This is a genomic window from Streptomyces sp. NPDC051907 (genome assembly GCF_040681075.1).
In the GTDB taxonomy this organism is placed as follows: domain Bacteria; phylum Actinomycetota; class Actinomycetes; order Streptomycetales; family Streptomycetaceae; genus Streptomyces.
This window is the reverse complement of the sequence record NZ_JBFAYB010000001.1, coordinates 75,116-101,778: the sequence shown is the minus strand read 5'-3', so window position 1 is coordinate 101,778 and position 26,663 is coordinate 75,116. Positions and strand designations below refer to the sequence as shown.

The following is a 26,663-nucleotide window of genomic DNA, read 5'->3' as shown; positions in this document are numbered from 1 at the left end:
CGCTCCTGGACACACTGCTCCCGCGCACACCGCTCCCGCGCACACCGCGAGCCCCCGTGCGGGCCGCCGCGAATGGACCGCGCTCGGCGTGCTCATGCTGCCCCTGCTGCTGGTCTCGATGGACGTCTCCGTCCTCTACTTCGCGATCCCGTCCATCAGCGAGGACCTGCGGCCCGGCTCGACGCAGCAGCTGTGGATCCTCGACATGTACGGGTTCGTGCTCGCCGGACTCCTCCTCGTCATGGGAGCGTTGGGCGACCGGATCGGCCGGCGCAGACTGCTGCTGGCGGGCGCGGCGCTGTTCGGCGCCGGGTCGGTCGCGGCGGCGTACGCGCACACCGCCCCGGCGCTGATCGGAGCGCGGGCGCTGCTCGGCGTCGGCGGGGCGTGCCTGATGCCGTCCACGCTCGCGCTCATCCGGAACCTGTTCTGGGACGAGAGACAGCGCGCCAAGGCGATCACGCTGTGGACGACCGTGATGGCGACGGGCATCTCCTTCGGCCCGGTCGTCAGCGGCGCGCTGCTCGAGTACTACTGGTGGGGCTCCGTCTTCCTGATCAACCTCCCCGCCATGGCGCTGCTGCTGGTCCTCGCGCCGCTGCTGCTGCCGGAGTCCAAGGGGGAGGCGCGGGGCAGGTTCGACGTGCTGAGCGCGGTTCTCTCGCTGGGCGCGCTGCTGCCGGTGATCCATGGCGTGAAGGAGCTGGCGAAGGACGGCTACGCACCGCTTCCGGCGCTCGGCATCGGCGTCGGCCTCGCCCTGGGCGCCGCGTTCGTCCACCGCCAGGCGACGCTGGCGCACCCGATGGTCGATCTGACGCTCGTGCGCAGCCGGGCGTACGGGGGCTCGGTGCTGGTGAACCTGCTCGCTATGGCGGCGACGGTCGGCTTCGCCGTCTTCCTCACCCAGTACCTCCAGGCGGTGCGCGGCATGAGCCCCTTCGAGGCGGCGCTGTGGAGCCTGGTCCCCTCGGCGGGGGTGATCGTGGCGGCGCCGGCGGGCGGGCTGCTCGCGAGCCGGATCGACCGGGCGTACGTGATGGGCGGCGGGTTCGCCGTCTCGGCGGCGGGGTTCGCGTGGCTGACGCAGGCGAGAGCGGACTCGGCGCTCTGGTACGTCCTGACGGCGTGCGCGGTCTACGCGGCGGGCCTGGTCACGGCGATGACCCTGGCCAACGAGCTGGCGCTGGGCGCGGCCCCGCCGGAGCGGGCGGGCGCCTCGGCGGCGGTCCTGGAATCGGGCCAGGAGCTGGGCGGGGCGCTCGGCATGGCGCTCCTGGGCTCCATAGGCGCCGCGGTCTACAGCGACGACATGTCGACGACGGGGGCGTCGGAGGCGGCCAAGGAGACGCTGGGGGCCGCGGTGGCGCTGTCGCGGCCGGGAGACGAGCTGCTCGCGACCGCGCAGTCGGCGTTCACGCACGGCATGACCTGGGCGGCGGCGGGAGCGGCGCTGCTGGCGGCGGGCGCGGCGGCGGTGTCCTGGTCGCTGCGGCGGAAGGCGTAGGCCCTGGGGCCTCAAGTCCCTGAGACAGCTGGACCAGACTCCCGGTGCGGGCCCCCGGCCGTGAGGCTTCTGCCCTCAGGCGGCCGTACGCGCGATCTGGTCGTCCAGGGCCGCGCGGAGCCAGTCGTGGGCTGCGCCCGGGGTCGGCGCCGACGGGCCGGACAGCTCGGCGGCGAGCTGCCAGTAGCGGTCGATCCGCGGATCCGCGGCCAGCCAGCCGCTGAGCAGGCGGCGGAAGGCGGGTGTGTCCCGGGTACCGCGTGCGCAGGCGTGGGCGGAGACGAAGCAGTCGAGCGCCTCGCCCTCGCGCGGCGCCCGCCGGGCCCGCAGGTCCGCCGCCGCCAGCGCGTGGGCCTCGCTGAGACCCTCGTAGAGCACGGCAGGGCGGTAGCCCTCGATGCGCCGGTGCGCCTCGGGCTGACCGGTGCCGACGCCGGCCCCAGCGTCGGCGGTGCCGTCGCAGGGGCCGGAGACGAAGTCGTGCAGCCGGGCGAAGGCCAGCGCCTGGGCCGGGGTCGGGTCCGCGGGCGGCTGCGGCACGGCCTGTTCGAGGATCGAGGAGACCAGCTGGGCCGGGAGCCGCGGGGGCAGCCAGCGGCGCCAGAAGCGCGCCAGCGCGGCCGTGCTGGGCGGGGCGGCCATGGCCCCGATCAGGCGCAGCCGGTCGACGCGCTCGTCGGGGGAGCAGTCCTGGAGCAGCCGCAGGGCCGCCTCCCGCCAGCGCAGGGCGGTCAGCTGCGAGCCGAGCTCCCGCAGCCGGCCCGCGACGACGTCCTCGAGCGCGTCCTGGCGTTCCAGGACCCGGCCGACCTCGGGGACCGGCAGGTCGAGGGTCCGCAGCGAGCGGATCAGCCGCAGGCGGTCCAACGCCTCGGGCCCGTACCGGCGGTGGCCGCCGGAGCTGCGTGCGGCTTCGGGCAGCAGGCCGCGGTCCGAGTAGAAGCGGACGGTCTTGACGGTGACGCCCGCGCGTTCGGCGAGCTCCCCGATGCTCAACAGGGCGTCGTCGGACAAGGGTTGAACCTCCCTCAGGGGGAGTTCCTACGGTACCCGTGAGCACGGCCGGCCCAGCGGGCCGGACCTGCGGACCGGACCTGCGGACCGAGGTATGCGAGGAGGCTTTCATGACGGCGTTCGTGCTGGTGCCGGGTGCCCACACCGGCGGCTGGATATGGCGGGAGACGGCCGCGCGGCTGCGGGAGTCGGGGGCCGAGGTGTTCGCGGCGACGCTCACCGGCCTGGGCGACCGCCGCCATCTGGCGGGGCCCGAGACGGACATGGACACGCACATCGAGGATCTGGTGCGGCTGATCGACCATGTCGACGAGCCGCAGGTGGTGATCGTCGGCCACTGCTACGGCATTCACCCGGCCCTCGGCGCCGCCGACCGGTGCCCGGAGCGGATCGCCCGCGTCGTCTACCTGGACGCGGGCCTGCCCCAGGACGGCGACCCGGCCCTCGCCCTCGTGGCCGACCCGGCCGTGCACGACTGGCTACGGCGCCGGGCCAGCCCGACCGTACGGTCCGAACAACACGAGCAGGCCGAGCCGACCGAACAGGTCGTACGCACAGACCACACCGACCAGGCCGGGCGCGACTGGCTGGTTCCACCGCCGCTGCACGCCTGGCATCGCTGGGGCAGCACCGCCGGCGTCCCCGCCCAGGCCCTCGCACGGCTGGACCGGCTCGCCGCACCGCAGCCGCAGGGCACGCTCACCCAGCCGCTCCGCCTGTCCGAGGCGGTCTTCGAGCTGCCGACGACCGGCGTCCTGTGCACCGCCAACGGGTCGAGCATCGCCATGGTCGAGGGCCTGGTGGCACTCGGGGACCCCCGCCTCCAGGCGCTCGCCGACCCCCGGGTGAGCTTCTTCGAACTCGACACCGGCCACTGGCCGATGCTCTCCCGCCCCGACGAGCTCGCCGAGGTGCTGATCCGGGCCGCCGCGGGAGAAGGCCACCGGATCGAGAAGACGGACGAGCAGCCCGGTCATCTCCGGCCGTTCCTCCTCGACGTACCGGAGAGCCGTCGCGAGCGGGTGGGGAACGTCGACCTCTACCTGCCCGACGCCGATCCCGACCGGCCCCGCCCGGCGGTCGTCTTCGTCCACGGCGGCCCGGTGGCCCCCGGCGTCCACCCCACGCCGCGCGACTGGCCGGGCTTCGTCGGCTACGGCCGGTACGCGGCGAGCCTGGGAGCGGTCGGCGTGACGCTGGACCACGGGCTGCACAGCCTCGCCGACTTCGAGCGCGCCGCCCAGGACGTAGCCGAGGCGGTGGAGCTCGTACGAGCCGATCCGCGCGTCGACGCCGAACGCGTCGCGCTGTGGTTCTTCTCCGTCGGCGGGCTGCTGTCGGCGGACTGGCTCGCGGCGCCCCCGCCGTGGCTGCGGTGCGTCGCGGCGACGTACCCGATCCTCGCGCCGATGCCGAACTGGGGCCTCGTCGACTCCCGGTTCCGGCCCGCGACCGCGGTGCGTGCGGCCGGGGCCCTGCCGATCGTGCTGACCCGGGTGGAGAAGGAGCGCGCCGAGATCGCGGCGACGGTCCAGGAGTTCCTGGCCGCCGCCGAGGACCGCGCCGAGGACCGCGCCGAGGACCGCGCCGAGGACCGTGCCGGGGACCGCGCCGCCGACGTCGAGGTGATCGACGTGCCCCTCGGCCGCCACGGCTTCGAGACGATCGACCACACCGACCAGGCGCGCCACGCCGTCGAGCGCGCGATGCGATCCGTGATCGAGCGCCTCGAGCGCCCCAGGAATGTCGCGGGCGTCGAGCACCACGGAGGCCTCGGGAGCGTCGGGAGCCTCGGGAGCTAGACCAGGCTCTCCCGCCACGCCTTGTGCAAGGACGCGAACCGCCCCTGGCCCCCGGTCAGCTCCCGCGGCGCGCCGTCCTCCACGATCCGGCCGCCCTCCATCACCAGCACCCGGTCCGCGATCTCCACCGTGGACAGCCGGTGCGCGATCACCACCGCCGTACGGCCGTGCAGCACCGTGTCCATCGCCCGCTGCACCGCCCGTTCGCCCGGCACGTCCAGCGACGACGTCGCCTCGTCCAGGATCAGCACCGCCGGGTCCGCCAGCAGCGCCCGGGCGAAGGCGACGAGCTGCCGCTGGCCGGCGGAGATACGGCCGCCCCGCTTCCGTACGTCCGTGTCGTAGCCGTCCGGCAGGCCGGCGATGAAGTCGTGCGCGCCGATCGCCTTCGCCGCCCGCTCGATCTCCTCGCGGGTCGCGTCCGGGCGGCCGATCGCGATGTTCTCGGCGACCGTTCCGGAGAAGAGGAACGCCTCCTGCGTCACCATGACCACCCCGCGCCGCAGTTCGGCGAAGGAGAGGTCGCGCAGCTCGACGCCGTCGAGGAGGACCCGGCCCTCGGTGGGGTCGTAGAAGCGGGCCAGCAGCTTGGCGAGCGTGGACTTGCCCGCGCCGGTGGCGCCGACGACCGCGACCGTCTGGCCCGCCGGGATCGTCAGATCGAAGCGGGGCAGCACCTCGCCGCCGGTGCGGTACGCGAAGCGGACGCCGTCGAAGACGACCTCGCGGCCGGGCTGCCCGCCGACCCGCGCGGGCAGCTCCCGCGGCTCCCGCGACTCGGGCACGGACGGCGTCTGGGCGAGCAGGCCTGCGATCTTCTCCAGCGAGGCGGCCGCGGACTGGTAGGAGTTGAGGAACATCCCCAGCCGGTCGATCGGGTCGTACAGCCGGCGCAGATACAGCGCTGCCGCCGCCAGCACGCCCAGCGCCAGCGTGCCGGAGGCGACCCGGTAGGCGCCCCACAGCACCATCCCCGCGACCGCCGTGTTGGCGACCAGCCGGGAGCCGACGACATAGCGGGCCATCTCCAGCATCGCGTCGCCGTTGGTGCGCTCATGGCGGTGGTTGAGCACGCCGAACTCCGCGTCGTTCACCGGCTCGCGCCGAAAGGCGCGCACCGGGCGGATGCCGTTCATCGTCTCCGCGAACTTCACGATGACCGCGGCGATCGCCGTCGAGCGCGTGCTGAAGACGGCCTTGGCCCGGCGCTGGTAGAGCCGTACGAGCAGATAGAGCGGTACGAAGGAGGCCACCGCCAGCCCGCCGAGGCCCAGGTCCAGCCAGAGCAGCATCGCCGAGATGTAGGCGAAGGCCAGCACGACTCCGATCAGCTCCTGGAGCCCTTCGCTGAGCAGCTCCCGCAGCGACTCGACGTCGGTGGTCGAGCGGGAGATCAGCCGGCCCGAGGTGTAGCGCTCGTGGAAGTCGACGCTCAGCGCCTGCGCGTGGCGGAAGATCCGGCCGCGCAGGTCCAGGAGCACGTCCTGGTTGACGTGGGCGGCGACGCGGATGAAGGCGTACTGGAAGGCCCCCGCGCCGATCCCGCACAGCGCGTATCCGACGGCGACGGCGACGAGCGGACCGTAGTCGTGCGCGCGGAAGGCGGGCACCCCGCGGTCGATGGCGTACGCGACGAGCAGCGGACCCGCCTGCACCGCGGCCTGCTGGAGCAGCAGAAGCAGCGCGGCGAGGCCGACGCGGGCGCGCCGGGGCCCCAGCAGGGACCGCAGCAGCGCCCGGGTGGCTCCGGGGGGCGCGGGCAGCGCGTCCTGGTCGAAGGGGTCGCCGCCGACCTGGGGCTGGGCGGTCTGGGGATGGTCGGGCGAGGTCATCGTGTGCTGGGGCTGGTCGGTCTGGGGCTGGGCGGGCGAGGCCGTCGTGTGCGGGGGCTGGGCGGGCGAGGTCATCGTGCGCTCCCTTCGGCACGGCTGGCCGTGCCCGACATCAGCCAGGCGTACTCGGCGTTGGTGCGCAGCAGCTCCTGGTGCGTGCCCACGGCCGCGATCCGGCCCTCGGACAGCAGCGCCACCCTGTCGGCCAGCATCACCGTCGACGGGCGGTGCGCCACCACCAGGGCCGTCGTGCCCTGAAGGACCCTGCGCAGCGCGGCCTCCACGAGCGCCTCGGTGTGGACGTCCAGCGCCGAGAGCGGGTCGTCGAGCACCAGGAAACGGGGGCGGCCCACCACGGCGCGCGCCAGGGCCAGGCGTTGGCGCTGGCCGCCCGACAGGCTCAGGCCCTGCTCGCCGACCTGGGTGTCGACGCCGTGGGGCAGATCGTCCACGAAGCCCGCCTGCGCCACGTCCAGGGCCCGCCGGAGATCCTCCTCCAACGCGCCGTCAGGCGCGCCCATCAGGACGTTCTCGGCGACGCTCGCGGAGAAGAGGGTGGGCTCCTCGAAGGCGACGGAGACCAGTTCGCGCAGCCGCTGCCGGGGCATCGCGGCGATGTCCTCGCCGTCGAGGGTGATACGGCCCGCGGTCACCTCGTGCAGGCGTGGTACGAGCGCGGTGAGCGTGGTCTTGCCGCAGCCGGTGCCGCCGACGAGCGCCATGGTCTCTCCGTGCCGTACGCGCAGATCGATCCGGGCGAGGACGGGCCGGGCGTCGTCGGGCGCGTCCGGGTAGCGGAACTCCACGCCCTCGAAGCTCAGTCCGTCGCCCGAGCCCGAGCCCGAGCCCGATGCCGAGCCCGGCCCAGAGAGACTCTTCTGAGCGGGCGCCGCCCCCTGCCCCTCACCCGTCTCCTGCTCCTCCTCCGCGTCCATCACCTCGAAGTACCGCTCCGTCGCCGTCGCCGCCTCCTGGCTCATCGCCAGCAGGAAGCCGATCGACTCCACCGGCCACCGCAGCGCCAGCGCCGTCGACAAGAACGCCACCAGCGTCCCGGCCGACAGGCCGCCGTCGGCGACCTGGACGGTGCCGAGCACCAGCGCGGCGCCGATGGCCAGCTCCGGCACGGCCGTGATCACGGCCCAGATGCCCGCCAGCAGCCGCGCCTTGCCCAGCTCGGTGTCGCGCAGCCGCCCCGAGAGCGCGCGGAAGGCGAGGGCCTGGCTGCGGTGGCGGCCGAACCCCTTGACGACGCGGATTCCCAGGACGCTCTCCTCGACGACCGTCGTCAGATCGCCGACCTGGTCCTGGGCGCGCCGTGCGACGAGCGCGTACCGCGTCTCGAAGAGCGCGCAGACGACGACCAGCGGCGCGACGGGCGCGAGCAGCACCAGCCCGAGCGTCCACTCCTGGGCGAGCAGGATCGCGAAGCCGACCACGATCGTGATCCCGTTGACCAGAAGGAACGTCAGCGGGAAGGCGAGGAACATGCGCAGCAGCATCAGATCCGTGGTGCCGCGCGAGAGCAGCTGGCCCGAGGGCCAGCGGTCGTGGAAGGCGACCGGCATCCGCTGAAGGCGGCGGTAGAGGTCGGCCCGCATGGCCGCCTCGACCCCCGCCAGCGGTCTCGCCACCAGCCATCTGCGGAACCCGAAGAGCACCGCCTCCGCTATCCCCAGCAACAGCAGCGCCAGCGCGCCCAGCCACACCCCGCCCGGGTCGCGCTCGGCGACCGGGCCGTCCACCATCCACTTGAGGACGAGCGGGATGACCAGGGAGAGACAGGAGGCGACTATGGCGACGACTGCCGCGCTGAACAGGCGAGTTCGTACGGGGCGCACATACGGCCACAGCCGCAGCAGCGAACGTACGGTGGACCGGTCCTCGGCAGCTGCATGTGAATCGGGCATCAGGACCGAGCGTACGGTTCACCACTGACAGAGCTCACGTCATTTTTCTCCGCGCCGCTCCCGCCCTGGGGGCGCCCGGCGAGGTCGTACACCCGTATCAACCGATCGGCTGATGCCGCTTCGAGCGTGATGGGCGATGCCCGGCTGCTCTGCCCCAAGACACCCTCGTCCTATGGCGATTATCGAGGTGAACGGCCTGCACAAGGCCTATGGCGGACGCCCCGCCGTCGACGGCGTGAGCTTCGCCGTCGAAGAGGGCGAGATCTTCGGGATCCTCGGCCCCAACGGCGCCGGCAAGACCACCACCGTGGAGTGCGTCGAGGGGCTGCGGGTCCCCGACGCCGGCGCCGTCCGGGTCGCCGGGCACGACCCCATCGCCGACCACGACCAGGTGACGCGGATCCTCGGCGCCCAGCTCCAGGAGAGCGAGCTCCAGCCCAAGCTCACCGTGGCGGAGGCGCTGGAGCTGTACGCAGCGTTCTACCCGGCGCCCGCCGACTGGCGTTCGCTCGCCGAGCGCCTCGGCCTCCAGGACAAGCTCTCCACCCGCTTCGCCAAGCTCTCCGGCGGCCAGAAGCAGCGGCTGTCCATCGCGCTCGCCCTCGTCGGCAGCCCGCGGGTCGTCGTGCTCGACGAGCTCACCACCGGACTGGACCCGCGGGCCCGCCGCGACACCTGGCAGCTCATCGAGGACGTACGCGACAGCGGCGTCACCGTCCTGCTGGTCACGCACTTCATGGAGGAGGCCCAGCGCCTCTGCGACCGTATCGCCGTGATCGACAAGGGCCGCGTCGCCGCCCTCGACACCCCGTCCGGGCTGATCAGCCGGTCCGCGAGCAGCACGGTCGTCTCCTTCACGCCCTCCGCCCCGCTGGACCTGCGCGAGCTGGCCGCGCTGCCGGCGGTCGCCTCCGTCGAGGAGTCGGGCGGCCGGATCGTGATCAACGGCGCGGACGAGAGCGTCAACGCCCTGCTCTCCCTGCTGGCCGGCCGCCACATCACCGCACACCAACTGCGCGTCTCCGAGGCCACCTTGGACGACGCCTTCCTCGACCTGACGGGAGCCGACGAGTGAGCAGCAGCGCCGCCGTACTGAAGACAGAGGCCCGGCTCTTCTCCCGGGAGCCCGCCGCCCTGTTCTGGATCCTCGCCTTCCCGACGCTGCTCCTTGTGATCCTCGGGCTCATCCCGTCGTTCCGGGAGCCTTCCGACGACCTCGGCGGCCGGCGCGTCATCGACCTCTACGTCCCCGTCGTCGTGCTCCTCTCGATGATCACGGCGGGTGTCCAGTCCATGCCGCCGGTCCTGACCGGCTACCGCGAGCGCGGCATCCTGCGCCGTATGTCCACCACGCCGATGAAGCCCGGATCCCTCATCGGCGCGCAGATCGCGCTGCACGGCGCGGCCGTGGTGGTCTCCGCGCTCGTCGCCGTGGCGGTCGGCTGGATCGTCTTCGACGTCGCGCTGCCCCGGCAGTTCGCCGGGTATGTGGTCGCCCTGCTGCTCGCCACGCTCTCCGCCCTCGCGCTGGGCGCGGTCGTCTCCGCGATCAGCCGTACGACCAAGATCACTCAGGCGGTCGGCTCGGCGGTATTCTTCCCCGCGATGTTCACCTCGGGGGTCTGGCTGCCGGTCGCGGCCATGCCCGACACCCTCCAGAGCATCGTGGGCCTCACCCCGCTCGGCGCGGCGGCGCAGGCGCTCGACCAGGCCGCGGCGGGCGGCTGGCCGGGCTGGTCGCACCTCGCGGTGACCGCGGCCTGGGCGGCCCTGCTGATCGCCGCGGCCGGGCGCTGGTTCAAGTGGCAGTAGTCACGTGGCAGTAGGGAGTGTCGGGCGCTGGTTCAAGTGGCAGTAGTCAAGTGGCAGTAGGGAGTGTCGGGCGCTGGTTCAAGTGGCAGTAAGGAGGCACTAGAGGTGGGCGGAGACGGCGGCGACTGCGCCGACGGGCCGGGCGGGGAAGCGATCACGACGACGGTCGAGGAGCGCTGGGCGCAGTTCTTCCGCTACGGCCCCTACGCCCTGCTGGGCACCGCGACCGTGCTCGGGGGCGCGGCCGCCGACGCGCTGATGAGCCCCGAGGAGATGGGCGCCGCCGGCGCCCTGGTCGTGGCGGCGCTCGTCCTCCAGCTGTGGCGGGGCAGGACAGCGGGCCCCGGCCTGCCGGAGCCGTCCGCCCACGGCACGCTGTACTACGGCCTGCGCACCGCCGTCGCCTTCGCCCTCACCTGGCTCAACCCGTTCTTCGCGGTGTACGCCGCGCTGGGCTACTTCGACGTCGTCTACCTTCTCCCGCCGCGCCTGATGCGCCCCGCCCTGCTCGTCGTCGCCGTCATCATGGCGGGCTCCCAGTCCGGCGGGCTGCCGCCCGCTGCCCCGGTCAACTGGATCGCCTTCGGCGGCCTGTTCGCCCTCAACGCCGGCCTCGCCATCGTCTTCAGCCAGCTCGGCGCGAAGGAGGCCGAGAACGCGCGGCAGAAGGCCGAGACCATCACCGCGCTGGAGAAGGCCCTCGCCGAGAACGCCGCGCTCCACGCCCAGCTGCTGGTCCAGGCGCGGGAGGCGGGCGTCGCCGACGAGCGCCGCCGGCTGGCCGCCGAGATCCACGACACCATCGCGCAGGGCCTGACCGGCATCATCGCCCAGCTCCAGGCGGTCGCCGCCACCGCCGACCCCGAGGTCGCCCGCGAGCACCTCGCCAGCGCCGCCGCCCTCGCCCGGCACAGCCTGGGGGAGGCCCGCCGCTCGGTGCACAATCTGAGCCCGGTCGCCCTCCAGCACGACACGCTGCCCGAGGCATTGAAGAAGACGGTCGCAGAGTGGTCCGAACGCAGCGGCGTACGCGCACAGTTCACGGTCACCGGAACCGAGGAGCCGCTCCACGAGGAGGTCGCGGCGACCCTGCTCCGCATCGCCCAGGAGGCCCTCGCCAACACCGCCCGGCACGCCGGGGCGACCCGGGCCGGCGTCACGCTCTCCTATATGGACGACGAGATCACCCTCGACGTCCGCGACGACGGCCGCGGCTTCGATCCGCTCGCCGTGCCCGCGGGCTCGGTCGCCGGCGGCTTCGGGCTGGACGGCATGCGCGCCCGGGCCGAACGCATCGCGGGCGCCGCGTCCGTGGAGTCCGAGCCCGGCAACGGCACCGCCGTCTCCGCTCGCGTACCGTTGGTCCGCCATGGCTGAGCAGACCATCACACTGATCGTCGTCGACGACCACCCCGTCGTACGGGACGGACTCCGCGGCATGTTCGCGTCGTCGCCCGGATTCGAGGTGCTCGGCGAGGCCGCGAACGGCGAGGAGGGCGTCGAGCTCGCCGCCCGGCTCGACCCCGACGTCGTCCTCATGGACCTGCGGATGCCCGGCGGCGGCGGAGTGGCGGCCATCGCCGAGCTCACCCGGCGCGGCGCGCGTTCCAAGGTCCTGGTGCTCACCACGTACGACACCGACTCCAACACCCTCCCGGCGATCGAGGCGGGCGCGACGGGCTACCTCCTCAAGGACGCGCCCCGCGACGAGCTCTTCACCGCCGTCCGCGCCGCCGCCGAGGGCCGCACGGTCCTCTCGCCCGCGGTCGCCTCCCGCCTGGTCTCCCGCGTCCGCACTCCGGCCGCGCCCGGCAGCGAGCAGCTGTCGGCGCGCGAGCGCGAGGTCCTGGAACTGGTCGCCAAGGGAACCTCGAACCGGGCCATCGCGGCGGAGCTGTTCATCAGCGAGGCCACGGTGAAGACCCATCTCACCCATATCTTCGGCAAGCTGGGAGCCAAGGACCGGGCGGCGGCGGTGGCGGTGGCGTACGACCGGAAGATCCTCGGCTGAGTGCTGAGTGCTGAGTGCTGAGTGCTGAGTGCTGAGTGCTGACCGCCGTGGGCGCGCCCGCAGTGCTCTCCGCCCCCTCACTCCCTGACCCGCAGCAGCAGCACCGACCGCGGGGGCACGGTCAGCGTCTCGCCGCCCCGGTGCACCGTCCCCGGCGCCGCCGCCTGGTCCTCCAGGGACGTGTCGAGGACCAGCTCGTACTCCCGCGCCCACGGCGGGCCCGGCAGCCGGAAGCTCGTCGGGCGGTGGGCGGCGTGCAGCACCGTCAGAAAGCTGTCGTCCGTCACCGCCGCTCCACGCGCGTCGCGTCCGGGGATGTCGCGCCCGGAGAGATAGAGGGCGAGCGTGGCGGCCGGGGCGTACCAGTCCGACTCCGTCATCTCCGCGCCCTTCGGCGTGAACCAGGCGAGGTCCCGCAGCCCGTCGGCCGCCTGCGGCCGTCCCGAGAAGAACGCGCGGCGACGCAGCACCGGGTGGGCGTGGCGCAGCGCGAGCAGCCGGGCGGTCAGCTCCAGCACGCCGCCGGGTCCTGGCTGCTCCAGCAGCGACCAGTCCACCCAGCTGACCTCGTTGTCCTGGCAGTAGGCGTTGTTGCTGCCGCCCTGCGTGCGGCCCATCTCGTCGCCCGCGACCAGCATCGGCACGCCCGTCGACAGCAGCAGCGTGGTGAGCAGGTTGCGCACCTGCCGCCGGCGCAGCGCGTTGACCTGCTCGTCGTCGGTCTCGCCCTCCGCGCCGCAGTTCCAGGACCGGTTGTCCTCCGTGCCGTCGCGGTTGCCCTCGCCGTTGGCCTCGTTGTGCTTGCGGTCGTAGCTGACCAGGTCGCGCAGGGTGAAGCCGTCGTGGGCGGTGACGAAGTTGATGGAGGCGTACGGCCGCCGCCCGCCCCAGGCGTAGAGGTCGCTGGAGCCCGACAGCCGGTAGCCGAGATCCCGTACGTCGGGCAGCGCGCCGCGCCAGTAGTCGCGTACGGCGTCGCGGTAGCGGTCGTTCCACTCGGTCCACAGCGGCGGGAACGCCCCGACCTGGTAGCCGCCGTCCCCCACGTCCCACGGTTCGGCGATCAGCTTGACCCGCCGCAGCACCGGGTCCTGGGCGATCACCGCGAGAAAGGGGGAGAGCATGTCGACGTCGTGCATGGAGCGCGCCAGCGCCGCCGCCAGGTCGAAGCGGAAGCCGTCCACCCCCATCTCGGTCACCCAGTAGCGCAGCGAGTCGGTGATCAGCCGCAGCACATGCGGCTGGACCACGTGCAGGGTGTTGCCGCACCCGGTGTAGTCGGCGTACGTCCTGGCGTCGGACTGGAGGCGGTAGTAGCCGCGGTTGTCGATGCCCTTGAGGGAGAGCGTGGGGCCCAGCTCGCCCGCCTCCGCCGTGTGGTTGTAGACGACGTCGAGGATGACCTCGACCCCGGCGGCGTGCAGCGCCTTCACCATCCGCTTGAACTCGCCGACCTGCTCGCCCCGGGTCCCGCTGGCGGAGTACGCGGCGTGCGGCGCGAAGTAGCCGATGGAGTTGTAGCCCCAGTAGTTCTTCAGCCCGCGCCGCAGCAGATGGTCCTCGTGGGCGTACTGATGCACCGGCAGCAGCTCGACCGCCGTCACGCCCAGCCGCAGCAGATGGTCGATCGCCGCCGGGTGGGCGAGCCCCGCGTAGGTGCCCCGCAGCTCCTCAGGGATCGCCGGATGCAGCTTGGTGAAGCCGCGCACGTGCAGCTCGTAGATGACCGAATCGGCCCACGGCGTCTTGGGCCTGCGATCGTCGGCCCAGTCGTCGTCGTCATGGACGACGACGCCCTTGGGGACGTACGGCGCGGAGTCCCGGTCGTCGCGGACGGTGTCGGCGACATGCTGCTGGGGCCAGTCCCTCATATGGCCGTACACCTCGGCCGGAAGGACGAAGTCCCCGTCCACCGCCCGGGCGTACGGATCGAGCAGCAGCTTCGCCGGGTTCCAGCGCGCCCCCGTCCACGGGTCCCAGCGGCCGTGCACCCGGTAGCCGTACCGCTGCCCCGGCCGGATCCCGGGCACGAAGCCGTGCCAGATCTCGTGCGTCAGCTCGGTCAGCGGCAGCCGCGACTCGACGCCCTGCTCGTCGAACAGGCACAGCTCGACGGCCTCCGCCCCGCCCGCCCACAGCGCGAAGTTCGTCCCCGCGACACCGTCGGGCCCGACCCGGAACCGCGCCCCGAGCGGCGTCGGCGCCCCCGGCCAGACCAGGGGCCTGCGCACGGCCGCCTCCGGGGCCTGCCTGTGGCGGCCGTTGGCCGCTGTCGCCGCAGGCGGGGCGGGCCGCTCGCCCCGCACCCCCTCCTGCACCGTCTCCTGCTCGGCTGAGCTCGACACGTGTCGGCCTCCCACGGCTCGTCGGGCCCCGCAGCCGTGGGGCGGCCGCGGCGTCCCGGCCGCGGGCAGCCCCACGCGTGGTCCTCCCACCTGTTCTGCCCGTACCGCTCTCATCCCAACACGGCCCCGCACACACGTTTCCCCTGGAGGGGGGTGGTCGTTGGGCGGTACGTGAGACATGTACTGAAGCGTGCAGGACAAGGCATGGCCGTCGCCCTGACATGGGCTGGACTGGCGGCGGGGCTGACCGGATGCACCGGCGGCGCCCTCGACATCGCGAGCAAGCCGCGCGCGCCCGAGGAGGCCATCCGGGTCATTCCCGAGGACGGAGCGAAGGGGGTCAAGCCGGACAGCAGGTTCGAGGTGCGGCTGCCCAGCGGGCGGCTGGAGCGCGTCACGGTCAGGCAGGTCGAGGACGCCCAGCCCACCGAGCTCCCCGGCACGATCACCGACGACGGGCTGCGCTGGCGGCCGGCGCCGGGGGCGAGGCTTCAGCTGGCCGCCAAGTACAGCGTGGACGTGGTGGCGCTCGACGGCCACGGCCGCCGCTCGGCCCGCCACACCACCTTCACCACCGACGTCCCCGAGAGCAGGTTCATCGGCTACTTCAAGCCGGAGAACCGTTCCACCGTGGGCACCGGCATGATCGTCTCCTTCACCTTCAGCCGGGAGATCGAGAACCGGGCGGCCGTCGAGCGCGCCATCCGGATCACCTCGTCGCCGCCGGTCGAGGTGAAGGGCCACTGGTTCGGCAAGGACCGCCTGGACTTCAGACCGCGGGACTACTGGAAACCGGGGACCCAGGTCACCGTCGACATGCGGCTGCGGGACGTCGAGGCGGCCCCGGACGTCTTCGGCATCCAGCACAAGACCGTCGCCTTCACGGTCGGCCGCTCCCAGACCTCCCTGGTCGACGCGGAGGAGCACACCATGGTCGTGCGGCGCGACGGCGAGCTCCTGTCGACCGTGCCGATCACCGCGGGGGCGCCGAAGACGACGACGTACAACGGGAAGATGGTCGTCACCGAGATGTTCGACGTGACCCGGATGAACGGCGCGACGGTCGGCTTCCTGAAGGACGGCAAGGGCGAGTACGACATCAAGGACGTGCCGCACGCGATCCGGCTGACCAGCTCGGGGACGTTCCTGCACGGCAACTACTGGGCCGCCCCGGAGACCTTCGGCGCCACGAACGTCAGCCATGGCTGCGTCGGGCTGCGCGACGTCAAGGGCGGCAGCGGGGACACCCCGGCCGGCTGGTTCTTCGACCGTACCCTGATCGGCGACGTCGTCGAGGTGGTCAACTCGCGCGACAAGGAGGTCGCCCCGGACAACGGGCTCGGCGGCTGGAACATGAGCTGGAAGGAGTGGAAGAAGGGCTCGGCCCTGCGCTGACCCCGCCGTCGGCTGACCCCGCTGCCGGCCGCCCTCGACGTCGGCTGACCCCGCCGCCGGTCGCCCCCAGCGCCGGACGCCCCTCGCCCCCGGCCCCTTCTCGTCGCCTCCGGACCCCCGCCCGCCCGGGCCCTTCGCCGCGCGCCGCACAGCCCCGCCTCTGACCTGTGGCCTCGCCCTGTGACCTCGTGCCGTCTCAACTGAGCCCGCCGGACAAGTTGGGACTGAACGGTGACATCCGAGGGGAGTTCCCATGACGTGCGGTGTGATTATCTATCGCCGTGCGTGCGTGAGGTGCGCGGGGGTGCGGGCCGTGGCGGGGCCAGGCCGTGCGAGGGGAGACGACCATTTTGAACGGGCAGCCGATATCCGGGGCATCGGCCGAGACCGCGGGCGGACGCAGGCGCAGGCGTGGGGGAGCGGCTCTGCCGGCCCTGGCGCTGGGGGCGTTGCTGGTGCTGGTGACGGCATGCGGGGGCGGGGGCTCCGACAAGAGCGACGGCAGCAAGACCAAGAAGGACGACGGGAAGGTCGGCAACTCGGCCTCCCAGGCCGTGGTGACCATCGCGCCCAAGGACGGCGCCGAGGCGGTCGCCACCAGCGGCGCCCTGAAGGTCACCGCAGACCAGGGCAAGCTGACCACGGTCACGGTCCAGGACGACAAGGGCGCCAAGGTCGAGGGCAAGCTCGCCGGGGACGGCGCGAGCTGGCAGCCGCTGCAGCACCTGGCCGGCGCCACCAAGTACAAGGTGCACGCCATCGCCAAGGACTCCGAGGGCCGCGAGTCGGCGAAGGACACCACCTTCACCACGCTGGTGCCGAAGAACACCTTCATCGGCCAGTACACGCCGGAGGACGGCTCCACGGTCGGCGTCGGCATGCCGGTCTCGATCAACTTCACGCGCGGCATCACCAACCCCGAGGCCGTCGAGCGGGCCGTCAAGGTCACCGCCGAGCCGTCGGTCCCGATCGAGGGCCACTGGTTCGGCAACGACCGCCTCGACTTCCGCCCGGAGAAGTACTGGGCCGCGGGCACCAAGGTGACCGTGCAGCTCAACCTGGACGGCGTCGAGGGCCGCCCGGGCGTGTACGGCAAGCAGAGCAAGACGGTGAAGTTCACCATCGGCCGCAGCCAGGTCTCCACCGTGGACGCGAGCGAGCACACCATGAAGGTCGTGCGCGACGGCAAGCAGATCAAGAACATCCCGATCACCGCGGGCGCGCCGTCCACCACGACGTACAACGGTCAGATGGTCATCAGCGAGAAGTACAAGGTGACCCGGATGAACGGCGCGACCGTCGGCTTCGGCGGCGAGTACGACATCAAGGACGTGCCGCACGCGATGCGCCTGTCCACCTCCGGCACCTTCATCCACGGCAACTACTGGGCCCCGGCCGGCACCTTCGGCTCGTCCAACGTCAGCCACGGCTGCGTGGGCCTGCGGGACGTGCGCGGGGCGCACGACAACGGCACCCCGGCCGCCTGGCTCTACGACAACTCGATCGTCGGCGACGTGGTCGTCGTGAAGAACTCCAAGGACAAGCAGATCGCCCCGGAGAACGGGCTGAACGGCTGGAACATGTCCTGGGCGGACTGGAGCAAGTAGGACCTCTCCCACCCGCACCGCGTAGCCGGGCCCAGTGCTGTGACCGACAGCACTGGGCCCGTCGTCGTGCCGCGCCCTCCGGCAGGTCGCCTCGGCAGGACCCGCCGCTAACCTTCCGTCCATGACAGTCACTCTCGAGGTCTCCGAAGGCGTCGGCACCATCCGTCTGGACCGCCCGCCGATGAACGCGCTGGACGTCGCCGTCCAGGACCGGCTGCACACGCTCGCCGAGGAGGCGGGCCGCCGCGAGGACGTACGGGCCGTGATCCTGTACGGCGGCGAGAAGGTGTTCGCGGCCGGCGCGGACATCAAGGAGATGCAGGCCATGGACCATACGGCGATGGTCCTGCGGTCCCGGGCGCTCCAGGAGTCGTTCACCGCCGTCGCCCGCATCCCCAAGCCCGTCGTCGCGGCCGTCACCGGCTACGCCCTCGGCGGCGGCTGCGAGCTCGCCCTGTGCGCCGACTTCCGCATCGCGGCGGACGACGCCAGGCTCGGCCAGCCGGAGATCCTGCTCGGCCTGATCCCCGGCGCCGGCGGCACCCAGCGGCTCTCCCGGCTGGTCGGCCCGTCCAAGGCCAAGGACCTGATCTTCACCGGCCGCATGGTGAAGGCGGACGAGGCGCTGCGGCTCGGTCTGGTGGACCGGGTCGTGCCGGCGGCCGAGGTGTACGAGCAGGCGCACGCCTGGGCCGCCAAGCTCGCCCAGGGGCCGGCGCTCGCGCTGCGCGCGGCGAAGGAGTGCGTCGACGCGGGGCTGGAGACGGACATCGAGACGGGCCTGGCCATCGAACGCAACTGGTTCGCCGGTCTGTTCGCGACGGAGGACCGCGAGCGCGGTATGCGCAGCTTCGTCGAGGAGGGCCCGGGCAAGGCCAAGTTCCTCTGATCGCAGGTCAGTTGGGCACTCCCAAAGGTGCGTCAACCCTTTGCAGAGCTTAGGGGAGTCTTAAAGCAGCCTTAAGGCGAACCGGGTCGCTGCGCTTGGCGATCATTCATAAGCAAGGCGTTAACGCAGCTCAGAATGGGTATGGGTGCCTTTGTGCTGCCACGGTCATATGCCTTGCCCACCCCCCGGAATGATGGGTTCCGGGGGCCCTATTCCTTTGGAACGCCCCCGCAAGACGTGCGTTACGGCCATGATGGGGGCATGGCGGGCCTGGAGGGTGTGGAACAACCGCGGCCGCGCAGCAGTGCGACCACCGCGCGCTGGATGCCGGCCGTCGAGGACGAACAGGCGCTCAAGGCGCTGGAGTTGTTCGGCAATCCGACGGACGAGGAGATCCGGCTTCCCTCCCGTCCCGAGTCCGCCGCCACCGCGCGCCGACTGACCCAGTGTGTGGTGCTCCGTCAGTGGGCGCTCTCCGCGCAGACCTCCGAGCACGCGGTGCTGCTCGTCTCGGAGCTCGTCGGCAACGCGGTCCGCCATACCGGCGCGCGGGTCTTCGGGCTGCGGATGCTGCGCCGGCGCGGCTGGATCCGGATCGAGGTCCGCGACCCCTCGCGCGGTCTGCCCTGTCTGATGCCGGTCCAGGAGATGGACGTCAGCGGCCGGGGGCTCTTCCTCGTCGACAAGCTCTCCGACCGCTGGGGCGTGGATCTGCTGCCGCGCGGCAAGACCACCTGGTTCGAGATGCGGGTCGCCGACCGCTGAGCGGCGCGCCCGCGAGGGCTGTGCCCCCTTTGGGGGCGCGGACGCACGAAAGCCCCCTGAGCGGGGGCTTCCATGGAGCGCCGTGGACGGGAGGGGTGTGTCCGCCGGCGCTTACATCGACCTGGCCCGGGTCAATGGGGGTCGTGGCAACGACTATGGCAGACGAGGGCCCTCCTGCCAAAAGTCCTTACTCGGACATAACGCCCTAAAGAGTGACGTATAAAAAGTGAATCGTAGGTGACATCGACCACCGACCTAATAATCACTGAATAGGTACGGGATTCATCGTGTGATTCATTGATCGACTCGCCTAGGGGGGCTTCTCGGGAGGCGCGACCCGAGAATGTCGTTAATTGGGTCAATCGTTACCTTCTGGTTGCTTCGCCCCTACTGTGCACTTTCGTGACCTCCATCGACCGCCGCAGCGCCCTGCGCGCAGGAGCGGGGGCGGCCCTCGCCGGCGCCCTCGCCACCAGCTGCACCGACGGCGGTCGCGCGACGGAGGAACACCCGGCGGAGCGGCACGCGGCCCAGGAGCACGCGCCGGAGCAGAGCGCCCCGTCCGCCGCCCCCTCCCGCCCCGCGCCAGGCCCCCGCAGCTTCGCCGGCCAGCCCGCCGAGATCGTCCACGGCCCGCGCGACGCGGACAAGGTCGCCCTCACCTTCCACGGCCACGGCGACCCCGCCACCGCGAAGGCCCTGCTGGCCGAGGCCGAGCGGGCCGGCGCGCGCCTCACCGTCCTCGCCGTCGGCGACTGGCTCGACGAGCACCCCGCCCTCGCCCTGCGGATCCTCGACGGCGGCCACGAGCTCGGCAACCACACCCAGCGCCATCTGAGCATCGCCGAGCTGCCCGAGGCGCAGGCGTACGCCGAGATCGCCGAATGCGCCCAGCGGCTGCGGAAGACGACCGGCTCGATCGGCGCCTGGTTCCGCCCCTCCCGCACCCGGCTGTCGACCCCCTTGGTCACCCGGCTCGCCCACCGGGCCGGATACCCCCACGTCCTCTCGTACGACGTCGACTCCCTCGACTTCACCTCGCCCGGCGCCTCGGCCGTCGTCGGCAACGTCGCCGGACAGATCCAGCGCGGATCCGTGGTGAGCCTGCACTTCGGCTATGCGGACACGGTCGCCGCACTGCCCGCCCTCCTCGACGACCTCGACCGCCGCGGCCTGCGCGCGGTGACGACCACGGAGCTGCTGACGTGATGCAACCGACCCTCCCCCGCGCCAAGCGGACCACGGCCCTCCTCGGCGGCGCGCTGCTCGCCCTGCTCGCGGGCTGCGGCTCGCCCGCGGAGAAGACCACCGAGGCGCAGGGCACCAAGGCGCCCGCCGACGCCGCCGCCGTACCGCCCGTCAAGCCCCGCAAGGTCGCTCCGCCGGGACTGCCCGGCATGCCGCCGGTGCTCGACCCGGACGACGTCTACGCGGCCGACCGTCCGGGCAATCTCTCGCCGGTGGTCAAGGGCTTCCCGTCCCGGGTCTACGTCCCCAACACCAACTCCAACACCGTCTCGGTCATCGACCCCACGACGTACAAGGTCGTCGAGACGATCCCGGTGGGCAACCAGCCGCAGCACGTCGTGCCCTCCTGGGACCTGAAGACCCTCTGGGTCAACAACAACCGCGGCCATACGCTCACCCCGATCGACCCGGCCACCGGCGTCGCCGGCAAGGCCGTCGAGGTGCACGATCCGTACAACCTCTACTTCACGCCCAACGGCAAGTACGCCGTCGTCATGGCCTCCCTCGACCGCGAGCTCGTCTTCCGCGACCCGCACACCATGGAGCCGGTCAAGACCGTGCCGGTGTCCTGCTACGGCGTCAACCACGCCGACTTCTCGGCGGACGGCCGGTACTTCATCGTCTCCTGCGAGTTCTCCGCCGAGCTGCTGAAGGTCGACACGGAGACCATGAAGGTCGTCGGCCAGCAGAAGCTCCCCTTCCAGGGCGCGATGCCGCAGGACGTGAAGATCTCGCCGGACGGAAAGACCTTCTACATCGCCGACATGATGGCGCACGGGGTGTGGGTGCTGGACGGGGCGAAGTTCACCGCGCCCAAGCTGCTGCCGACCGGGAAGGGCTGCCACGGCCTCTACATCAGCCGCGACTCCAAGGAGATGTACATCCCCAACCGCGGCGAGGGCTCCATCTCCGTCTTCGACTTCGCGAAGAACAAGCTGACCAAGAAGTGGTGGCTGCCGGACGGCGGCAGCCCGGACATGGGCGGGGTCTCGGCGGACGGCAAGGTGCTGTGGCTGTCCGGGCGGTACGACTCCGAGGTGTACGCGATCGACACCAAGTCGGGCGAGCAGCTGGCCCGCATCCCGGTGGGCAGCGGCCCCCACGGCCTCGCCGTCTACCCGCAGCCCGGCCGCTACTCCCTGGGCCACACGGGCGTGTTCCGGTAGGACGGCCAGACGGCGAGACGGCCAGACGGCAAGGCGCGGCGCGCGCGGGAACCCCGTCTTCGGCCGGCTCAGCCGGCGATGAGCAGCGCCTCCGAGCCCACCGGGCGGAAGCCCGCCGCCTGGAACGTCCGCACGCTGCGGGCGTTCCCCGGAGACTGCTGGGCCCAGACCACCGCGTCGGGCACGAGGCAGCGGGCCGCACGGGCCAGCGCGAGGCCGAGCCCCCGGCCCCGCGCCTGCTCGTCCACCTCGATCGCGGTCTCCCAGCGGCCCGCCACGCCCCGGCCCAGCACCAGCACCCCGCGGTCCGCCGCCCAGACCCGTACGTCGTCGCGGAACGCCAGCGCACGCGCCGCCCTCGGGTGCTCGGGGTCCGCGATCTCGCGCAGCTCGACCTCCGGCTCGCCCGGCAGCGCCGCGGCGACCGTCAGCAGGTCGACGGTGTTCATCGTGCGGCCGGTGCGCGCCATCAGGGCGGCCAGGAACCCGGGGTTCATGGTGGCGGCCAGAGGGTCGGACGCGGCGGCGGCGAGCTCGGCCCGCACCCACCGCGGGTCCTCGTCGAGGAAGACCACCGAGTGGGCGGTGAAGGCGAGCACCCCGGCGTCGCGGGCGTTGGGCTGCCCGATCACGGTCGTCGACCCGTCCGGCGGCGGGAACTGCCCGCGGGCCGCGGCCGCCATGATCCGCTCCAACGCGTCGTCGCTCATCTCATGCCCCTCTGGTCGAAGTGTCCCGGGTCCGGCCGAAGTGTCCCGGGGCTCTCCTCGTCGGCCTCGCCTCGTCGCCCCCCTCCATGATCGGCGACTGCCCCCAGAATCAGAGCCCCGCCCATGCGGCTAATCTGACTGCCGTCAGCAATGCACCAAGAAGGGGCGGAACCAGTGGCGGACATCGAAGAGGCGCGCAGGGCGTTCGAGCGCATCGACCTGGACGGCGACGGCAGGATCACGGCGGCCGAGTACAAGAGCGCGATGGCGCAGCTGGGCGACTTCAACGTCACCGAGACGGTCGCCGAGGCAGTGATCAAGACCAAGGACGGCAACGGCGACGGCCTGCTGACCTTCGACGAGTTCTGGGCCTCTCTGAACAAGAGCTGACCCGGCTGATCCGCCGACGCGCCTTCCGCGGCCCCTAGGACTCTTGGAATTGAGCCGGGGGCCGCGTGCCGTTCACTCAAGTACGATCGGGCGCTGGGGAGTCGGCCGGGATGCCTGGGAGTCCGCCGGGATACGGGGTGGGGTGAGGTCCGTGGAGCGAGCGTCCGCATGGCTCAAGAGCGCCGTCGGGCTGGCCGCCGTGCTCCGCGACGGGTCCGAGGCCGATCTGCCGCGCCGCCTTGGCTCGTGCGCCCGGGAACTGCTGCCGGTCGACTCGGCGAGCGTCCTGCTCGTCGGCGAAGGCGCCTTCGACGGTCCTGGCTGCGACGGCCCCGCCTTCGAGTGCCTGCGCACCGGCCGGCCGCTGGCCGGCATCGATCTACGGCAGAAGGGCCCCTGGCCCGAGTTCGCCGCGCGCGCCCTCGCGGAGGGCTACGTCGCGGCCGCCGTGCTGCCGCTGGGACGCGGGGGCGAGGGCCCCGTCGGCGTACTGCAACTGCTCAGCTCCGACGCCGCGTTGTCCGAGGCCGGCCTGGCCGGGCTCCAGCCGGTGCAGGAGCTCGGCGATCTCTTCGCGCTGCTCCTCGGGCACGCGCGCACGCTGCGCGAGACCCGGCGGACCGTCGACCAGCTCAGCGGGGCCCTGGACAGCCGGGTCCTGATCGAGCAGGCGAAGGGGATGCTCGCCGAGCGCTGGCGAGTCACCCCGACCGAGGCGTTCCGGGTGCTGCGTGCGCACGCCAGGACGCACCGGATGAAGCTGCGGGACGTGGCGGCGAGCGTCGTGGACGGCACGCTGCTGCTGGAGGCGGGCGTCGACGCGCGCTCGGGCGGCCGTTCGTAGGCCTGGCGCCGACCGGCCCGGCAGGGCCGGCTACTGCCGCAGCGCCTCGTCGAGCGTCGCCACCGGGCCGAACAGCGCGAGCACCCCGCCCGCCCGGAAGACGCGCAGCACCGCGGGCCGTTCGCACACCACCCACAGTCGGCCGTCGCTCTCGGCGATCCGTCGCCGCGTGCGGCACAGCAGCGCCAGTCCCGAGCAGTCGAAGAACTCCACGCGCGTCAGATCGACGACGACCTCATGCGCGTGTATCGCGCTGACCACGTCGAGATACGCGCCGATCACCGTGGTCGCGGCGATGTCGATCTCGCCGTGGAGCTCGACGACGGTGCGCTCGCCGCTGCGGTACACCCGGCCGTACGGGCCGGGGAGCGGAGCGTGTAATCCGGACGGCCTCGATGTGAGCCCCTCGGTCATGGTGAGTCTCCTCGGTGCGTCGGTCGAGATCTGGCCACCGGGGGCTTGGGTGAGCAGGTTTGTGAGATTAATGCGCGGTGCTGGCGGCGCGGAGGAGAAGAAACGTTCGGACCTCGGAAAACTCACCCGTCTGGGTGAAGTCTGGTGAACATCCTTGACTTGCTGCGAGCTTGGTCGTCCAGGGACGATCGCGACGTGACGCTCTCCGGACACCCCGATCGCGGCGACGAGCCCAAGATACCCGGCAGCCGCGAGGCGGAGCCGCCCTTGGCGGCGCCGGCCGCGACGGCGATCCGGCGGCGCTCGGGGGCGGTGCCCTGGCTGCTCGTCGGCGGCGCGCTCGCCGCCCTGGCGCTCGCGCTGCTCGGCGTCGACGTCGCCGGGCGCGGCACCGGCGAACTGCGCATACCGGCCGCCGGAACCGTCACCGTGCTGCGCGCCGCCGTCTGCGCCGCGCTCGCGGTGCACCTCGGGGAGCTGGCCGGAGCCCGGCTGGTCGGCGCGGGCCCGCTGCCGCGGAGCTGGGCGCTGTCGGCCGCCCTGGCGGGCGCGCTGGCCTCAGGCGGTCAGATCCTGCGGCTGGCCCAGGTCAGCGGCCTCGACCTCGCCTCGGCCTACGGCACCAGGGAAGGCCAGCTGCTGCTCCTGATGGCCAACGGCTTCCTCGCGGCGGCGGGGTGCGTCTTCCTGAAGCGGGAGGGCTGGGCGGCCGGCCCGCTGGCCGTCGTCGTCGGCGCGGAGGCGCTGCGCGCGCACCCCGAGCCGTACAGCCCCGAGATCGGCGCCGCGCTCACCGCCCTGCATCTGACGGCGGCCTCGCTGTGGGCGGGCGGACTGCTGTACGTCCTGCGCACCGCGTGGCTGCGCCGCGGCGGCCGGGAGGCGTTCGTGCGCTACGCCCGGCTCGCCGCCTGGCTCTTCGTCGTGCTCGCCGCGACCGGCACGGCCTCCACGCTGCGCAGACTGCCTGCGGACGTGGTGTTCACGACGGCGTACGGCAGGGTGCTGATCGCCAAGCTCGTCCTGGTGGCGCTCGCGTGCGCGCTGGCACTCGTCGCGCGCCGCAGACTGACCCGCGGCAAGGACGCCCGGCCGCCCGCCCGCCTCGAGCTGGGCGTGCTGGCGGGGGTCGTGCTGCTGTCGGCGATCTTGACAGCGGTGCCCGACCCCCACTGGCTCAGCATTCGATGATGTTCACCGCGAGGCCGCCGCGGGCGGTCTCCTTGTACTTGACGGACATGTCCGCGCCGGTCTCCTTCATGGTCTTGATGACCTTGTCGAGGGAGACCTTGTGGCTGCCGTCGCCGCGCATGGCCATCTTGGCGGCGGTGACGGCCTTGACGGCGGCCATGCCGTTGCGCTCGATGCAGGGGATCTGGACGAGGCCGCCGACGGGGTCGCAGGTCAGGCCGAGGTTGTGCTCCATGCCGATCTCGGCGGCGTTCTCGACCTGGGCGGGGCTGCCGCCGAGGACCTCGGCGAGCGCGCCGGCGGCCATGGAGCAGGCGGAGCCGACCTCGCCCTGGCAGCCGACCTCCGCGCCGGAGATCGAGGCGTTCTCCTTGAAGAGCATGCCGATCGCGCCGGCGGACAGGAGGAAGCGGACCACGCCGTCCTCGTCGGCGCCGGGCACGAAGTTCATGTAGTAGTGCAGGACCGCCGGGATGATGCCGGCGGCGCCGTTGGTCGGGGCGGTGACGACGCGGCCGCCGGCGGCGTTCTCCTCGTTGACCGCCATGGCGTAGAGGGTGATCCACTCCATGGCGTGGGCCAGCGGGTCGCCCTCGGAGCGGAGCTTGCGGGCGGAGTTCGCGGCGCGGCGGCGGACCTTGAGGCCGCCGGGCAGGATCCCCTCGCGGGACATGCCGCGCGTGACGCAGCCCTGCATGACGCGCCAGATCTCCAGCAGGCCCTCGCGGATCTCCTCCTCGGTGCGCCAGGCCTTCTCGTTCTCCAGCATCAGCGCGGAGATGGACAGGCCGGTGTCGCTCGCGAGGCGCAGCAGCTCGTCGCCGGTGCGGAAGGGGTACTTCAGGACGGTGTCGTCGAGCTTGATCCGGTCCTCGCCGACGGCGTCCTCGTCGACGACGAAGCCGCCGCCGACCGAGTAGTACGTCTTCTCCAGCAGCGGGGCGCCGGAGGCGTCGTAGGCGAAGAGGGTCATGCCGTTGGCGTGGTAGGGCAGGGCGCGGCGGCGGTGCAGGATCAGCTGGCTCGGCTCGTCGAAGTCGATCTCGTGGGCGGTCCCTATCTCCGCGCCCATCAGCCGCAGCCTGCCGCTCTGCCGGATGCGCTCCACCTGGTCGTCGGCGCCCTCGACGTCGACGGTGCGGGGGGAGTGGCCCTCCAGGCCCAGCAGCACGGCCTTGGGCGTGCCGTGGCCGTGCCCGGTGGCCCCCAGCGAGCCGAACAGCTCGGCGCGCACGGAGGCGGTCTGGGCGAGGAGTCCGTCCTTCTTGAGCCGGCCGACGAACATCCGGGCGGCGCGCATCGGGCCGACGGTGTGGGAGGACGACGGGCCGATGCCGATGGAGAAGAGGTCGAAGACGGAGATGGCCACGGTGGCGGACTCCCTTGTCTGCTCGTGGTGGGCGGTGCGGAAGAGACTTTTTGCGAAGTTAAGGAGTATTTGTAGAAGACGAGCGTAACTCGATCGAGTGACGGCATCGGCTCCTGGAGATTGCAGGCGGGGAACAGTCGCGAGGGCCGGGTGGCGTGTCTCACACGCGCGGCACACGGCCTGCGCCGCTCCCGGGCGGACGGATGGGGGCGAGGCCCCCGAGCGTGCCCGGACCTGCGATCGGCGGACCCTCGCGGACGACGGACCGTGTGGACGGCGGATCGTATGGACGACGGACCCTCGCGGACGACGGATCCGATGGACGGCGGATCGGGCTCTGTGCGCCCGCCGGGGAGCGGGACGCGGTGCCCGGCCGGAGCCGGGGCTCCGCCCGTGAGGCGGCCGGCCTCCCGGCGCGGTGCGCGTCGGCCAGTATGGCGCA

At 72.5% G+C, this 26,663-nt stretch carries 22 protein-coding genes; 15 read left to right on the top strand and 7 right to left on the bottom strand.

Features of this window, described 5'->3' with window-relative positions; translation table 11 throughout:
- Positions 1-94 precede the first annotated feature (94 nt).
- Positions 95-1,507, top strand: a complete 1,413-nt coding sequence (locus AB0M39_RS00435; protein WP_365358807.1) for an MFS transporter — start codon at positions 95-97, stop codon at positions 1,505-1,507.
- Positions 1,508-1,582: 75 nt separating this feature from the next.
- Here the strand turns inward: AB0M39_RS00435 and AB0M39_RS00430 are convergent, their stop codons facing one another.
- Complete coding sequence (locus tag AB0M39_RS00430) at positions 1,583-2,521, bottom strand: MerR family transcriptional regulator (RefSeq protein WP_365358502.1); 939 nt, start codon at positions 2,519-2,521, stop codon at positions 1,583-1,585.
- Positions 2,522-2,631: 110 nt separating this feature from the next.
- Here AB0M39_RS00430 and AB0M39_RS00425 point away from each other — a divergent pair, with 110 nt between their 5' ends.
- A complete protein-coding gene (locus AB0M39_RS00425; protein ID WP_365358500.1) occupies positions 2,632-4,323 on the top strand; it encodes an alpha/beta fold hydrolase in 1,692 nt (563 codons plus the stop codon).
- Here the strand turns inward: AB0M39_RS00425 and AB0M39_RS00420 are convergent.
- Together AB0M39_RS00420 and AB0M39_RS00415 are read right to left on the bottom strand one after the other, a co-directional pair.
- Positions 4,320-6,155, bottom strand: a complete 1,836-nt coding sequence (locus tag AB0M39_RS00420) for an ABC transporter ATP-binding protein (protein ID WP_365358805.1) — start codon at positions 6,153-6,155, stop codon at positions 4,320-4,322. The two genes, AB0M39_RS00425 and AB0M39_RS00420, sit on opposite strands and share 4 nt — an antisense overlap.
- 71 nt (positions 6,156-6,226) lie before the next feature.
- Positions 6,227-8,065 (bottom strand): ABC transporter ATP-binding protein, encoded by a 1,839-nt coding sequence (locus AB0M39_RS00415; RefSeq protein WP_365358498.1) that lies wholly within the window; start codon positions 8,063-8,065, stop codon positions 6,227-6,229.
- A 172-nt stretch (positions 8,066-8,237) separates the two neighbouring features.
- Here AB0M39_RS00415 and AB0M39_RS00410 point away from each other — a divergent pair, with 172 nt between their 5' ends.
- The 4 genes from AB0M39_RS00410 to AB0M39_RS00395 all read left to right on the top strand — a co-directional run bounded on the left by AB0M39_RS00410 (position 8,238) and on the right by AB0M39_RS00395 (position 11,888).
- Positions 8,238-9,140: an ABC transporter ATP-binding protein gene (locus AB0M39_RS00410; protein WP_365358496.1), complete on the top strand. Its 903-nt coding sequence runs from the start codon at positions 8,238-8,240 to the stop codon at positions 9,138-9,140.
- Positions 9,137-9,877, top strand: a complete 741-nt coding sequence (locus AB0M39_RS00405; RefSeq protein WP_365358494.1) for an ABC transporter permease — start codon at positions 9,137-9,139, stop codon at positions 9,875-9,877. Before AB0M39_RS00410 ends, AB0M39_RS00405 begins: the two co-directional genes overlap by 4 nt.
- 105 nt (positions 9,878-9,982) lie before the next feature.
- A complete protein-coding gene (locus tag AB0M39_RS00400; RefSeq protein WP_365358492.1) occupies positions 9,983-11,254 on the top strand; it encodes a sensor histidine kinase in 1,272 nt (423 codons plus the stop codon).
- The gene (locus AB0M39_RS00395; RefSeq protein ID WP_365358490.1) at positions 11,247-11,888 is read left to right on the top strand and encodes a response regulator transcription factor; all 642 of its coding nucleotides are present in this window, start codon (positions 11,247-11,249) and stop codon (positions 11,886-11,888) included. Before AB0M39_RS00400 ends, AB0M39_RS00395 begins: the two co-directional genes overlap by 8 nt.
- 77 nt (positions 11,889-11,965) lie before the next feature.
- On the opposite strand, the gene glgX is transcribed toward AB0M39_RS00395, so the two are convergent.
- A complete protein-coding gene (gene glgX / locus AB0M39_RS00390) occupies positions 11,966-14,119 on the bottom strand; it encodes a glycogen debranching protein GlgX (RefSeq protein ID WP_365358803.1) in 2,154 nt (717 codons plus the stop codon).
- A 285-nt stretch (positions 14,120-14,404) separates the two neighbouring features.
- Here glgX and AB0M39_RS00385 point away from each other — a divergent pair, with 285 nt between their 5' ends.
- The 6 genes from AB0M39_RS00385 (at position 14,405) to AB0M39_RS00360 (ending at position 21,303) form a co-directional block, all read left to right on the top strand.
- Positions 14,405-15,628, top strand: coding sequence for an Ig-like domain-containing protein (locus tag AB0M39_RS00385; protein WP_365358488.1), 1,224 nt, complete (start codon positions 14,405-14,407; stop codon positions 15,626-15,628).
- A 350-nt stretch (positions 15,629-15,978) separates the two neighbouring features.
- On the top strand, positions 15,979-17,235 hold the full coding sequence (locus AB0M39_RS00380) for an Ig-like domain-containing protein (RefSeq protein ID WP_365358486.1): 1,257 nt from the start codon (positions 15,979-15,981) through the stop codon (positions 17,233-17,235).
- Between the two features lie 121 nt (positions 17,236-17,356).
- Positions 17,357-18,124 (top strand): enoyl-CoA hydratase-related protein, encoded by a 768-nt coding sequence (locus AB0M39_RS00375; protein WP_365358484.1) that lies wholly within the window; start codon positions 17,357-17,359, stop codon positions 18,122-18,124.
- Between the two features lie 261 nt (positions 18,125-18,385).
- Positions 18,386-18,889 carry an ATP-binding protein gene (locus AB0M39_RS00370; protein WP_365358482.1) on the top strand — a complete coding sequence of 168 codons (504 nt, stop codon included), beginning with the start codon at positions 18,386-18,388 and terminating at the stop codon, positions 18,887-18,889.
- A gap of 402 nt (positions 18,890-19,291) precedes the next feature.
- Entirely contained in the window at positions 19,292-20,098 is an 807-nt protein-coding gene (locus tag AB0M39_RS00365) for a polysaccharide deacetylase family protein (protein WP_365358480.1), read from the top strand.
- A complete protein-coding gene (locus AB0M39_RS00360; protein WP_365358801.1) occupies positions 20,098-21,303 on the top strand; it encodes a YncE family protein in 1,206 nt (401 codons plus the stop codon). Before AB0M39_RS00365 ends, AB0M39_RS00360 begins: the two co-directional genes overlap by 1 nt.
- A gap of 68 nt (positions 21,304-21,371) precedes the next feature.
- Here AB0M39_RS00360 and AB0M39_RS00355 read toward each other — a convergent pair whose 3' ends face one another.
- Entirely contained in the window at positions 21,372-22,013 is a 642-nt protein-coding gene (locus tag AB0M39_RS00355) for a GNAT family N-acetyltransferase (protein WP_365358478.1), read from the bottom strand.
- A 174-nt stretch (positions 22,014-22,187) separates the two neighbouring features.
- On the opposite strand from AB0M39_RS00355, the gene AB0M39_RS00350 reads away from it, so the two are divergent.
- Positions 22,188-22,403 (top strand): EF-hand domain-containing protein, encoded by a 216-nt coding sequence (locus tag AB0M39_RS00350; RefSeq protein ID WP_365358476.1) that lies wholly within the window; start codon positions 22,188-22,190, stop codon positions 22,401-22,403.
- Positions 22,404-22,554: 151 nt separating this feature from the next.
- Entirely contained in the window at positions 22,555-23,247 is a 693-nt protein-coding gene (locus AB0M39_RS00345; RefSeq protein ID WP_365358474.1) for an ANTAR domain-containing protein, read from the top strand.
- 30 nt (positions 23,248-23,277) lie between these two features.
- Here AB0M39_RS00345 and AB0M39_RS00340 read toward each other — a convergent pair whose 3' ends face one another.
- The gene (locus AB0M39_RS00340) at positions 23,278-23,661 is read right to left on the bottom strand and encodes an STAS domain-containing protein (RefSeq protein ID WP_365358472.1); all 384 of its coding nucleotides are present in this window, start codon (positions 23,659-23,661) and stop codon (positions 23,278-23,280) included.
- A 291-nt stretch (positions 23,662-23,952) separates the two neighbouring features.
- Between AB0M39_RS00340 and AB0M39_RS00335 the strand changes: the two genes are divergently transcribed.
- Positions 23,953-24,852, top strand: coding sequence for a CopD family protein (locus AB0M39_RS00335; protein ID WP_365358799.1), 900 nt, complete (start codon positions 23,953-23,955; stop codon positions 24,850-24,852).
- Here the strand turns inward: AB0M39_RS00335 and AB0M39_RS00330 are convergent.
- Complete coding sequence (locus tag AB0M39_RS00330) at positions 24,839-26,221, bottom strand: L-serine ammonia-lyase (RefSeq protein WP_365358470.1); 1,383 nt, start codon at positions 26,219-26,221, stop codon at positions 24,839-24,841. The two genes, AB0M39_RS00335 and AB0M39_RS00330, sit on opposite strands and share 14 nt — an antisense overlap.
- Positions 26,222-26,663 lie beyond the last annotated feature (442 nt).